A 12432-nucleotide genomic window follows, 5' to 3' on the forward strand; every position below is an offset into this window, starting at 1 on the left:
TCTTGACCTTCAGAATAATGTCGAGCTAAATCCGCAAAGGAACCCCCATCGTCATTGAGGCGGAAGTAGAGCTCTTGGGCAAGGCTGGGATCCTTAGTGCGAATCAATGAATAGAGCACCCGATCTAAATTAATCTTGCGCTCTAAAAAGTAAGACTCGGTCTGATTCCCCCAGGTATCTTCCTTAAATTTGGCAATTTTGGCCTCTCGTAAAGCCAGCATATAAGCCTGTTCTTGAGTCAGGTTATTTTGATCTTGCCATGTTTGTTGCTGCTCCTCAGTGAGCAAGTTCCGTTGACTACAAAATTTTTTATAGGCTGCTTCGGGCTCACATTCAATGTCCTCTATCGCCTGGTCTACGACTACTTCCTGCACTAGTCTGGGCAAAAGCTGATGTTGATGTAACTGCTCTAGCAGCGTACGAATATCAAGTTCTGATTTACCAATTTTCAAAACTGCTGCCATGATTAAAACCCTGATGGACTAAGCGCTGTATCATTGTGTCTGACTGGTAAGTGTACGAAATTAAGTCAATAGGCGGTGGTTTCAATAATGAATCTGTATGGACTAGCAGCTTAAAACTAGCATCAGAGAAAATTCCCATTGCTGAGACCATTCCAAACTATCACCCGCAAAAATTATCGCGGTCGTTATTTTATAGATTTGAGATAATTTTATAGATTAGTAAAACAGGAATTTGATTAAGCTGTTTCATTAAAATCACGTAATAATCATCTACTCAATAGAATGTATTGATTAGGTATGGAGAGAGAGCCAGTCCTGGCAGGGATATAGAGCTACGGAAGTCAGACATATACAATAAGTTCATATTAAATTTAGCTTCACTCCGGCAGCCCATGGGCTGCTGGGTGCATTTAACTAGTTCTTCACAAAGAGGTTTTTTATTCCGGTTGTTTTTCCGTACATTTATGCCACTGATCCCTGAATCGATAGTCTATTTGAGCCCAGTGAATATTTTAATTCGTATTGAATTCTTAACGATCATCATAATTTCTCGATAATTATTGATTAATTGGGCACAGTTGAGCTTTTATGATTATCTGCAGCTCTTATACGGAATTTTTTATCGCCATTGAGGCACAGGTTTATTTTCGCTATGCAACAGCAACAAGATAGAACGCTGATAGTCATTACCCTGGCTGGCCTTGGGCTGATAGCTGGGATATTTGGGTTGGCCGCATGGATGGTGGGCGGTCGGAGTGGTTCTAGCCCGGTGGTCCGGTCCAGCGATAACGGCAGTGATGTCAGTGCTGTGTCTACTGCCGATTCAGGTCAGTTAGGCGGTGCCGAGAATGTGCCTCAGGGGTTATATAGCTATGGTGGCAGTACCACCTGGATTCCAGTGCACGCATCCGTCAATGCAGCCATTACTAATGCTTTTCCAGATTTTCAGTTGAGATATACATTGCCGTCTACCGATGCACCTGGCTCAGGCACTGGCATCAAGATGCTTTTAGATGGCCAATTATCCTTTTCAGAATCGTCTCGGCCATTAAAAGAAGAGGAGTACCAAGCAGCTCAACAGCGCGGTTTTAGTCTGGAGCAAATTCCAGCTGCCATCGATGGAATTGCCCTGGCGGTTCACCCAGATCTTAACTTAGAGAAGGGACTGACAATTGGACAAATTCAATCAATCTACACGGGTGCCGTGGCCAATTGGTCGGAAGTGGGCGGTCCTGATCTACCCATTAAGGCCTATAGTCGCTCGCCAGAGGCGGCAGGGACAGCCAAGTATTTCTTAGAGTCAGTCATCAATGCAGATGCCTATGGTGAGAACGTCGTCTTTGTGGGGGATACCACTGCAGGTTTGCGCCAGGTGCTGGGCAATAGAGGGGGCATTTACTATGCTTCAGCTCCTGAAATCGTTAACCAGTGTTCAATTTATGCCATTCCGGTTGCATCCCAAGAGCAGCCAGATAATTTTATTCCGCCATTTGCCGCACCCTGGCGAACTGGTAAGGCTTGTCTAGATAGTGCCAATACGGTTAATCAAGAAGGATTCCGTAATGGCAACTACCCGTTGACCCGGCGTCTATTTGTGATTGTTAAGGCTGATGGTGGCACCGATGAAACCGCTGGGCGTGCCTACGTGAATATGCTGCTATCGTCTGAGGGGCAAACATTGATTGAGCAGGCGGGCTTTGTTCCTGTACGTTAAGACCTATCCAGCTTACAAATTTTGTCAGTCAGAAGAGCTGGAATCAGCCACAGTTGTCGAATGCAGCGCATTACCATTAGTTCAGCCCAGCGGGTGGATAATACTAATACTTTCCAATTGACCGGTGAGCAAATTCATTATCTACAGCGGGTGCTGCGATTAAAGTCTGGCGATCTGTTTATTGCCCAGGATGGAGAGGGGCAACAATGGCAGAGTCAGTTAACGGACATCTCAGGGGAGGCCCAAATTCTCTCCACACTGGTGACAGCGACTCGACCCTCAACACTAGAGTTGGCGGCAGCTCTTCCCAAATCAGGGTTTGATGATGTGGTGCGTCAAGCCACGGAGTTAGGTGTAACAGATATTCAACCCCTACTGAGCGATCGCACCCTGCTTAACCCCAGTCCTAAAAAGCTGGTGCGTTGGCAGAGGATCGCTCAGGAAGCTTCTGAACAATGCGAACGTGGCTATGTACCTAGGCTTGAGCCACCTATCAAGTTTGCTGAATGGATCAAAGCCGGACCCGTGTCCGTAGGGAACTATTTCTGTGCTGCTAGGGTCAATGCACCTGGGCTATTGCCTTGTGTGCGGACACTTTTGACCGATTCTCCTCAGCAATCGATTCGAGTGGTGGTTGGTCCGGAGGGGGGCTGGACGTCTGAGGAGATCGCGGTTGCGATCGCGCATGGCTACCAAGAAGTTTCTCTTGGATCCGGGATATTACGCGCAACAACAGCTTCGCTTACCGCCTTAGCGATTATCTCATCTGTTAGAGAGCAGTTGATATAAACAAATCTCGCGTATTTGTCCGGATGGCCTGCTGTCGTAACCTTGGCTAATTTGGAAAAAAATTCAAACGATTTAGGTGAGTATTATCAACTTTACCTGCGTTTGGATATGGGGTTTAGTGTTTATTCAATCGATCACCATGCATAGTTCAGCTAATCAGGAACACGTATTTTCAGGATTTCATGCGCTATCAGAACCAATTCGCATTCAAGTATTAGAGCTTCTACGCGAAGGAGAGTTTTGTGTTGGCGATATGTGTGAACGTCTCAGTATCGCTCAGTCGAAACTGTCTTTCCACCTCAAAACGCTTAAACAGGCGGGACTTGTGACCGCTCGTCAGCAGGGCCGCTGGATGTACTATAGTCTCAATCCTGAGCAGTTCAATATTTTGGAGACCTATCTCTCTAATTATTAGCCTGCTAAATTAGTTCCCTGTCAAAAAAAGACTCATATTCAAGATAAACAATCCTAATTACTGATTTCCGTGGGGAACAAAACCGTACTGTCAACCTTGACAGTACGGTTTTGTTGCCTCAGTTAGGCCTACACTGGATGGCGGTGTGTCTGACTCGGTTCCCATGGAGAGTACTGCATTTACCTTTCCTGCCGCCATCATTTTTGATATGGATGGCCTCATGTTGAACAGCGAGATCATCTTCCATAAAGCTTGGCAGGATGAGCTAATGCACCTGGGTTATGGCGCTATTGATGAGGCCGCTTATCTACAGCTGGTTGGCTGTAGTAACGATTTAGCTGAGCAAATGTTGCTACAGCTATTGGGCACTGAGTTTCCGGTTGATCAATTTCGTACTGGCTGGATGACTCGATGGGAAATCCTTGCGGCTCAAGGTATCCCGATTAAGCCGGGGTTAGACCCCCTCTTAAACTGGCTAGATGAGATTGGCTTACCAAAAGCCGTCGGTACGTCTAGTAGTGACCGTGAAGCCCAATTGAGTTTGCAAAGTACAGGGCTTTGGTCAAGATTTAATGCCATCGTCACCGTAGATAAAGCTGGAGTAGGCAAACCAGAACCAGATATCTTTTTGGCTGCAGCCAGGTCGCTAAATATACCTCCATCCCGCTGCCTGGTTTTGGAAGATTCTAACGCTGGGGTGCAGGCTGCCATTACCGCTGGTATGGAGGTCATTATGGTGCCAGATTTGCAAACGCCTACGGACTATTCAAAAAAGCACGCCTTAGCCACTGTTTCCTCACTGCATGAGGTTTTATCTTATCTACAAAATATAGCTTAGCGCCCGTAGTTCACAGTGCCAGGTATTGCTGAAAGCTATACATAGAAAAAGCTATGGGCGCAGCCAACAGCCGTTAGCTGCGCCTTTCTTTGGGCGATATGCATTAGCAGGTTGCTATAGTTGGCAAGCTTTCAACAATTAACCGTTCTCTTGATCCTGCCAGCTCAGCTGGCAAGTGACCGAATTTCCCTGGTTGCTAACGTCTAGTTTGCCACTTGTTAAAGTATGAAAGATTTCTTTAAGGTGTGTAATCTTTTTGACATCTAAGGATTTTGCATTTTGAGGCTGGCCACCCCTGTGGGTCAATGTGAGGGTGCGAGAATTTTGCTGATGGTCTAGCGCTATGTCTAGTCGTTGTTCGTCGCTGTCGTCGCCATTGGGTAACAGCTCTAGAATTCTGATGGTGATTGAGAGAATTATTTGATTGTTATTAAGGGATGAATCCGTCCAGCTAGGGGAGTTTTTTAGCTGGACTATGAGCCCAGGATGGGTTTGTTGCCAGTGAGTCACGATAAACTGGAGCGCCAGTGGCAGGCTATCTGTTATAAATGGCGGCGATAGTTGATTACTGAGCTGTTCTAAGCTTTGATAAAGTGCTTGCAATCGCCCTAGCCACTGTTCAGCCTGCGCTACATCGGTCTGATTACTGTTCTTTCCTATGAGGGTATTTTCCAAATAACGTCGAAAGGCGAATGTTTGTTGCAATACATCGTCTCGAATAGATTCTGCTTGGTTATGCAGTTGAGATGCTTGCGCCCCATGCCACCACAGCCATGCCTGTTGCTGGTTTGCCTGTCGCTGCTTAGCAAAATAGAGGGTGGTTGTCCACCCGAGCATTGTTATTATTGCTACCCCTAACCATAAGGTATTCACAGGAAATCAGCCCATTGGATACGCTCAATGTGCTGCCTGATTCGTCCTCAACCATCTGGTGTAGAACGCTGGCAATTTTCACATTGGGGCCAAGTTTAGCCTTTCTTGAAGGTGGCCGTGTTGCAGTTTTCTGCCATCTAAATCACACCTTTGATCATAGTTTTGTGGAATCTGGCAAAACGTTATCCCGCAATCGGGCTGCCGTGGTGGTGCACCAGATACCATTGGCCACCCATACGCTCAAAGGTGTTTGTTGCCATCGATTTAGCTTCTAACCGTCGACTACCAGCAACTTGCATCACGTTTTCTACTAAAACCACATAGGCCAGATCGCCTGAGGTTTCTACGGAAATTACATCCAGATCAATTTCCAGGTAGCGAGTCGCCTTAAATATTTGCATCCAGGATTGTCGAATGGTTTCCCAGCCTTTAATAGCCTTACGACCTGGATGAATACAAAGGCTGCCAATGCCTTTAGAACAAACTGCCTCCATAGCCTCAATATCCTTTTTCTCAAAGGCGCGATAAAACGCGTGATTGGCTTCCAGAACCGCAGTTTGATCGTTTGACATTGGACACATAAATCACAATTTCTGGATTCTAATGCAATTCTGGCCAAGATTTATGTACATACAATGCTCTGTCAATGCTCTGTAGGTAAGTGATCGCTACAAATTCTTAGACTTCGCAGCAGAATTCAGAACACTGGCCCTACGTTACCTGTTATCTTGTGTCCCACCCCATGGCAAGATCAGACTGACCTACTTGTTTGTCTACCCCGTGAAATTTGCGTTTATCATTGACCCCATTGCTAAGCTAGACCCCGGCCACGATAGCAGTGTTGCCATTATGGAAGCTGCTCAAGAGCTAGGTCACCAGGTTTACATTACTGAGGCCCAGCACATGGGTGTGGTTGCGGGTCAGGCTATGGCCTATTTGAATCCTGTGACCCTGGTTCCTGTTACTCTCGGTGACAATCGTTGGGATGCTGTGGCGGATTGGTATACCCTCGGCGATACCCAGTGGCAACCTCTAGACACCATGGATGCCGTCTTTATGCGCCTTGACCCGCCGGTCACTGTGCCCTATCTCTACGTTACCTACATCCTCGATTACATCGATCCAGTGAAAACCAAGGTAATTAACTCGCCTCGGGGGATTCGGGCTGCCAATGAGAAAATGTATGCTCTGCAATTTATTGGGGCGATTCCAGAGACCATCGTCAGCCAGGATAAAACGGTTATCCGTGAGACGGTTGAAAAATGGGGTGGGGAAGCTGTGCTTAAGCCTTTAGGTGGTAAGGCTGGTGAAGGAATTTTGTTTCTGAGTAGTCGCGATCGCAACTTTAACTCCATGATTGAAATCAGCACCAAACAAGGGCAAGAGCCCGTCATGGTGCAAACCTACTTGCCCGCTGCCAAAGACGGCGATAAGCGCATTATTTTGCTCAATGGCGAACCGCAAGGGGCCGTAAACCGTATTCCTACCGGCAAAGAATTCCGTGGCAACATGGCGGTTGGTGGACGCACTGCCAAGGTGGATATTACCGAGCGAGAATTGGAAATCTGCAAACAGCTGGCACCCACGCTACAGCGTGATGGCTTATATTTTGTCGGCATTGACATCATTGGCGGCTACCTGACCGAAGTAAATGTCACCAGCCCCACCGGAATTCGCGAAATTGATCGCCTGAATACGGTAAAACTGGGACACCAAGTCATAGAATGGCTGACCAAGTAGCTGGATGGAGTGCTCTCTGGGGGTACAACGTCCTAAACAATACGGAGGTATCTGTAATGGCTAGATTCAATCGCCGTCGCTTTATCCAGTACGGTTCATTAGCGACTGGAACTGGGCTGCTTGCTGCCTGTGGTAACACAGCTGAAACGACTACTGACACCCCAGCTGAACCATCAGCAGCGGGGGAATTGCAAAAGGTTACCTTTGGTACCAACTGGTACGCCCAGGCTGAACATGGTGGTTTCTATCAGGCCATCGCAGCAGACATCTATAGGGAGTATGGTCTGGATGTCACCATTCAGATGGGGGGTCCCCAGGTCAACGGTACCCAGTTGCTGATGGGGGGCGCTGTGGACTTTTTTATGGGTTATGCTGCGGATGCGATTAAAGCCGTTGAAGAAGGCATACCTAAAGTTACCGTGGCAGCTATTTTCCAAAAAGACCCTCAAATTCTGATCGCTCACCCTGACCAAGGAATTAAAGACCTGGTTGATCTCAAAGGTAAACCCATCTTCATTTCAAAGGCAGCCAACGTTACCTATTGGCCCTTTTTAGCAGCTAAATATGGCTTTACCGACGATATGAAGCGTAACTACAACTTCAACCCTGGTCCGTTTCTGGCTGATAAAAACTCAGCACAGCAGGGATATTTAAGTTCTGAGCCATTAGCCATTGCTAAAGAAGGCGGTTTTGAACCCATGGTGTTCCTGCTAGCTGACTATGGCTACACGGCCTACGCAACTACGATTGAAACCCGTCAGGAGATTGTTGATGGCGATCCTGATTTGGTTCAGCGTTTTGTCGATGCGTCCATCAAGGGCTGGTATAGCTACTTTGAAGATCCTTCCCTGGGCAATGAGCTGATCAAGCAAGACAACCCTGAAATGACGGATGAACAGCTGGCCTATAGCCTTGAGAAAATGCAGGAATATGGCATTGCCATATCTGGAGATTCGGAGGCCAAAGGCATTGGGGCTATGACCGATGAGCGCTGGAAAACGTTCTTTGAAGACATGTCTACAGCAGGTATCTTTAGTGCCGACACTGACTATACCCAGGCATATACTCTGGAGTTTGTTAACAAAGGTGCAGACTTCTATCAAAACTGATCACCAATCCTGTACGAATCTTGACGGGTAGCATCCGGTATCACGGGACTGGCACAAGGCACAGCCCCTACAGGAACCTTTTGTTTGAATTGGGGTAAAAAGTCAGATTTGGCATAAAAAACTCTCTCTTGTATCTGGATAACAATGACTTACACGGTTGTTGTTTAGATGGTTTTTTATGAGAGATGCAAAGATGCATGGGGCAAGTCTTCCATGTCAATGGCTAGAAAACGATCCAAGGCCAAGTACATCCAATAAATGGCAGCCTGGTTATCTAATCCTGTTTTTTGAAAACCAAGGGCAGTGGCCAGGGGTTCATAATGGCGATGAATAATCAGAGTGTGGAGATCACACAGATTTGGAAAGTCTTGCTGCATAGCCTTTAATATGACTTGACTATCTTGCAGCAGTATCAGTGCCTGGTCTTCATACTCAGGGGCAATATTCCAGCTACGAATAAATATGGAACGACAGGATTCATCCCCTGGTTTGGCTAGGGTAAATGGGTCTTCATCAGAAATGCCGCTGAGATGTAAGCCCTTGTTAGGGGAACCAAAAAAGTGAATTTCGGAATCACGAGTGGTGGGATACAGCAGACAGAACCCTACCGGATTGAGGTTATCGCTGCGACGTAATACGCGCATACCACGGTTATAGCCTGCGGCCCACTGTCGTAATAGTTCAGTAATGCGATAAGGCACAGCGGTGTTGCTATTGTTCATCCAGTTATAGCGGCTGGCCAGCAGGTTGGCGATGGGAATAGCGTCGCAGCGTGGGTCAAACTGGTCGGCGATCACATGGGCTGGTTTAGGCTGGGTTTGGATAAGTTCTGGCGGTTTGGGAATTGCGATCGCAATGGTATTACCATCAAACTGCTTTTGAATTAACCCCAACGCCATCAGCTTATCCAGCATCATCCCAGCCGAACGTTCACTGCCCCGCTCAGACTCGGCATAAAACAGTGCGGCTGCCTCACGGCAGGTGCAATCCACCCAATTGTCGATAGGCTTTAATTGCTGCAAAGGTTCAGAAATGTCCGCTTGTTTTAATTGTAAGTAAGCCCACAGCCGCACAAAGCAATCTGCCCGCCGTCTGGTGAGGCCGACACGACCCAACAAATGGTGCACATACTCCTGCTGCTGTGATTTTGAAAAAAACTGATCCAGGGACTCCGGCGTCATCTTAATTACGACAGCTACGCTGTCAGGATTTTAAGCTGTTTAACTAGGGCGAGATCGTATATGTGTGACAGTTGTTGTGACAATTGTCTTAGGTCATAGGCCCAGGCTAGCTGGTAAAGTATCGTTCGTACTGCTTGACCTCTATATGACTGTGATTGCTGCTCGTAAAACTAAAGACGTCATTACCTTTGCGTCTGACTCCATTTTGGTAGCTGGGTATCTCAAAGCCACCGATAAGGAAGTGATTTACAACAAGCTATTCCAGCAAAATGACATGGTTATTGGTAGTACAGGTACCGGTTATGAAGGCACCATGATGGAGTTGTTTAGTCGTAATCATCGGCCAGTGGATGGTAGTCGTTTAGCAGTCATTGACTTTTTTGTTGAATTCCGTGAATGGATCAACAAGCGCGATTCTAGTCATTCCCCAGAAAATGATTATTTGATTGCCTACGATCAGAAATTATTCCGTACCTACGGTGGGCTAGACATCTACGAAGTGCCCGAATTTGAAGCCGTTGGCGCTGGTGAAGACTTTGCCAAAGCGGCACTACATCTTGGTCATAGTCCCCGCGAAGCCGTCGAAGTGGCCTGCAAGCTTTCCATTTATTGCAGCGAACCCATTTCCGAAATTACGATAGAGATTTAATTTAATTGATCATGGAAAATAATCAATAGATACCCTTCGTCGGGGCATCCCCTTGTCTGTTAAGGGTTTGTGCAAAAAGATGTCATTGCGAGAACACAATCCACCGATGCCATGTTTAGATTGTCGTTGCGATGCCGCGTGAACAACAACAGTCGTGGGTGGCGCAACGGCATCAACCCTAACTAAAATCAAAACATGAGAATGATTATCGTTCTAGTATTATAATGCAAACCTAGTTGTAAACCGTCAAGCTAGCCTTGCAGAACTGCCCTAGGCTGGCAGCATTTCACCGTGATGCATTGAATTCTGACGCGTATCGTGACGTTATCTCAATACGCAGTCAGATTTTGAACCAAACCCCTGAGCTTAAAGACTGTTAGTGCCCTATGCAATCCCTCGAACTGACATTGGTGGCTGGTCCTCCTGGGGTGGGTAAAACCACCTGGATTAGTCAGTTTCTCAAAGACGTTTCACGTCCCCTGTTTTATTTGTATCCGGGGTCACAGGCGGAATCTGTCGATTTGGCTCGGATTGGCTATTGCTTTCCCTGGGTGTCGATCATTGCGGACGATCGGGCTGCGACCGTGCTGACTGACTTGCCCGACCAGGCCCAGGTTTTTATGGAATTAGGTTTTCATCTGGATCTAGAATCACCGTTGTTAGCAGCGTTGCCTGGGCGGCGGATCGCCATTGTGCCCCCCGGACTGGAAACGTCTGAATGGCACGATTGGGCAGACGAGGTGATACCCAGTAACCATAGCCAATTATCGAGTGCTGGCAAGCTACCGGCCCTATGGCGATCGCCGTTGACGGGGCAAGTGTTTGATCCCCCTAGCCTGGATGAAGTGTTAATTGAGCTGACGGGGGGAGCTTACGGTCAGGTAATGCGCTTAAAGGGTATTTTTGAACTGCCAGATGGTCAGGCCTTTTATATTGATTTTGTCGAAGGGTTACCGGGCATTGAATACACTGACCTCAAGTTGCCCCGGTGGCTAGAGGGCCATCCCGATCGCTTTAGTGGTGTGGAAATCGTGGGTCGTAATTTAGAGCAAAAGACCATTGCTCAAACATTGCTGGCATGTTGTTTAGCCGATGATGTGTTGTTCCAATATCAGCGACAGTACCAACAATTGCAGTCAGAAGAAGAGACCGTAGCAGAAGAGACTGAGCAAGAGGTGATGGCATGAAACTCGCGGTGATTTCTTGCATTCACGGCAACTACGAGGCACTGAATGCCGTGTTGTCAGACATTGACGCCCAGAAAGCTGATCAGATTTACTGTCTCGGAGATCTGGTGGGCTATGGCCCTTATCCTAATGAGGTGGTGGATCGGATTCGCTCGTTGGAGATTCCCACCTGCCAGGGATGTTGGGATGAGGACATTGTGGAAGGGTTAAATGCCTGTGAATGCAGCTACCCCTCACAGCTTGCCGAGCAGCGGGGCAAACTGGCCCATGAATGGACTAATACTGAGATTCGCCCCGACGTGCGGGAGTATTTGGCCACATTACCCCTGTCGTTAAAACGGGACAATCTGTGTTTTGTCCATGGCAGTCCCAACAGTCAGCATGAGTATCTGTTGCCCAGCATGGATGGCTTTGCCGCGTTGGAGCGAGTTCTCTCTACCGATGCCGATGTGTTGTTCTGTGGTCATACCCATGTTCCCTATGTGCGAGAGTTAGCGGATACCAAACTGTCGGTCACGGTGAAAAGTCCGGCTCAAACTGAGGATTCTCAACAGTTTCAGGCAGAACTGAAACGCATTATTAATGCAGGTTCTGTGGGGGAACCCCGCCACGGTCGACCCAATGCCACCTATGTTCTCTACGACACGGAGACAACCCAGGTCACACTACGGGAAGTTGCCTATGACTATACCAAGACCTGTCTGGCCATCCTCGAAAAGGGATTGCCTGCTATTTTTGCATGGCGATTAGCACGGGGCATGGAGTTTGCGGAACGGGCGGACGATCCGAGCCATGTGTGTGAGCGTTAGACACTAAAATAACGGGGAGATAACTAAGTGAAGTGGGCGATCTTAAGTGGTATTGAAGGGAATCTAACGGCCTATGAAGCGGTGTTGCAGGATATACGGCGGCAGTCGGTGAGCGATCTCTATATCCTGGGGGATGTAGTGGGCCTGCAGGGAGATAATGAGGCGGTGATTCAACGGTTGCAGTCTCCTCGAACTGGTGAGTTAGTGCCCCAGGTATGTGTGGGCTGGTGGGAAGAGCAGTGTTTTAGTTTGCACGGGGTGAGCGGCTTGCAGGATGCGCCGGAGCTGATGGAGAAATTTGGAGGTGATGGGGTAAAAACTATGTGGGAATCTGTGTCACGGGAATCGGTGCGGTGGTTGAGATCGCAACACTTTGGCTTCCATGAACACAACTGTTTACTGATCCACGGCAGCACCGTCAGCTATGCCGATGAACTTACCCCTGATACCCCGGCAATTCAACTGTGCGATCGCTTAATTCGGGCCGATGCCAGTCATCTCTTTTGTGGCCGCTCTGGCCTTACCTTTGAATGCTGGGTTACCCCGGTGGAGCTACGCTCGACAGTGACCACCTTGGAGGGTGAGCAAGAGCCTCAGGACTATGGAAAAACACCCCGCCAGGTTGTGGGTGTTGGCTCGGTGGGTCGCACGCCTGGAAAGGCGA

Annotated in this window: 13 protein-coding genes and 2 pseudogenes; 11 read left to right on the forward strand and 4 right to left on the reverse strand. The window is 47.9% G+C overall.

The features are described 5' to 3' along the window. A pseudogene (locus DXZ20_RS28485) lies at positions 1–464 on the reverse strand (peptidylprolyl isomerase); the annotation flags it as partial. A gap of 652 nt (positions 465–1116) precedes the next feature. Between DXZ20_RS28485 and DXZ20_RS28490 the strand changes: the two are divergent. The 4 genes from DXZ20_RS28490 to DXZ20_RS28505 all read left to right on the forward strand — a co-directional run bounded on the left by DXZ20_RS28490 (position 1117) and on the right by DXZ20_RS28505 (position 4220). Continuing rightward, a complete protein-coding gene (locus DXZ20_RS28490; protein ID WP_163702499.1) occupies positions 1117–2178 on the forward strand; it encodes a PstS family phosphate ABC transporter substrate-binding protein in 1062 nt (353 codons plus the stop codon). A 60-nt stretch (positions 2179–2238) separates the two neighbouring features. Continuing rightward, positions 2239–2967 carry a 16S rRNA (uracil(1498)-N(3))-methyltransferase gene (locus DXZ20_RS28495; RefSeq protein WP_163702500.1) on the forward strand — a complete coding sequence of 243 codons (729 nt, stop codon included), beginning with the start codon at positions 2239–2241 and terminating at the stop codon, positions 2965–2967. 139 nt (positions 2968–3106) lie between these two features. Continuing rightward, positions 3107–3382 carry an ArsR/SmtB family transcription factor gene (locus tag DXZ20_RS28500; RefSeq protein WP_006518885.1) on the forward strand — a complete coding sequence of 92 codons (276 nt, stop codon included), beginning with the start codon at positions 3107–3109 and terminating at the stop codon, positions 3380–3382. A gap of 145 nt (positions 3383–3527) precedes the next feature. After that, complete coding sequence (locus DXZ20_RS28505; RefSeq protein WP_163702501.1) at positions 3528–4220, forward strand: HAD-IA family hydrolase; 693 nt, start codon at positions 3528–3530, stop codon at positions 4218–4220. Between the two features lie 138 nt (positions 4221–4358). Here DXZ20_RS28505 and DXZ20_RS28510 read toward each other — a convergent pair whose 3' ends face one another. Beyond that, a complete protein-coding gene (locus tag DXZ20_RS28510) occupies positions 4359–5057 on the reverse strand; it encodes a hypothetical protein (RefSeq protein ID WP_163659652.1) in 699 nt (232 codons plus the stop codon). A gap of 218 nt (positions 5058–5275) precedes the next feature. Continuing rightward, entirely contained in the window at positions 5276–5665 is a 390-nt protein-coding gene (locus DXZ20_RS28515; protein ID WP_163659654.1) for a nuclear transport factor 2 family protein, read from the reverse strand. Positions 5666–5873: 208 nt separating this feature from the next. On the opposite strand from DXZ20_RS28515, the gene gshB reads away from it, so the two are divergent. Continuing rightward, positions 5874–6833, forward strand: coding sequence for a glutathione synthase (gshB, locus tag DXZ20_RS28520; RefSeq protein WP_163659656.1), 960 nt, complete (start codon positions 5874–5876; stop codon positions 6831–6833). Positions 6834–6889: 56 nt separating this feature from the next. Continuing rightward, positions 6890–7942 (forward strand): ABC transporter substrate-binding protein, encoded by a 1053-nt coding sequence (locus DXZ20_RS28525; protein ID WP_163702502.1) that lies wholly within the window; start codon positions 6890–6892, stop codon positions 7940–7942. A gap of 176 nt (positions 7943–8118) precedes the next feature. Here DXZ20_RS28525 and DXZ20_RS28530 read toward each other — a convergent pair whose 3' ends face one another. Continuing rightward, positions 8119–9123 (reverse strand): hypothetical protein, encoded by a 1005-nt coding sequence (locus DXZ20_RS28530; protein ID WP_163659660.1) that lies wholly within the window; start codon positions 9121–9123, stop codon positions 8119–8121. A 145-nt stretch (positions 9124–9268) separates the two neighbouring features. On the opposite strand from DXZ20_RS28530, the gene DXZ20_RS28535 reads away from it, so the two are divergent. The 5 genes and pseudogenes from DXZ20_RS28535 to DXZ20_RS28550 form a co-directional block, all read left to right on the forward strand. Next, the gene (locus tag DXZ20_RS28535) at positions 9269–9772 is read left to right on the forward strand and encodes a hypothetical protein (protein ID WP_163659662.1); all 504 of its coding nucleotides are present in this window, start codon (positions 9269–9271) and stop codon (positions 9770–9772) included. A gap of 245 nt (positions 9773–10017) precedes the next feature. Next, positions 10018–10152: pseudogene (locus DXZ20_RS38610) on the forward strand (SCO5389 family protein); the annotation flags it as partial. Positions 10153–10158: 6 nt separating this feature from the next. Next, positions 10159–10959, forward strand: a complete 801-nt coding sequence (locus DXZ20_RS28540; RefSeq protein ID WP_163702503.1) for a GTP-binding protein — start codon at positions 10159–10161, stop codon at positions 10957–10959. Then, positions 10956–11768, forward strand: coding sequence for a metallophosphoesterase family protein (locus DXZ20_RS28545; protein ID WP_163702504.1), 813 nt, complete (start codon positions 10956–10958; stop codon positions 11766–11768). Before DXZ20_RS28540 ends, DXZ20_RS28545 begins: the two co-directional genes overlap by 4 nt. A gap of 27 nt (positions 11769–11795) precedes the next feature. Continuing rightward, the coding region (locus DXZ20_RS28550; RefSeq protein WP_163703642.1) for a metallophosphatase at positions 11796–12432 on the forward strand (637 nt) is incomplete at its 3' end.

Origin of the sequence: Adonisia turfae CCMR0081 (assembly GCF_011009555.1) — a bacterium.
Lineage (GTDB): Bacteria > Cyanobacteriota > Cyanobacteriia > Phormidesmidales > Phormidesmidaceae > Leptothoe > Leptothoe turfae.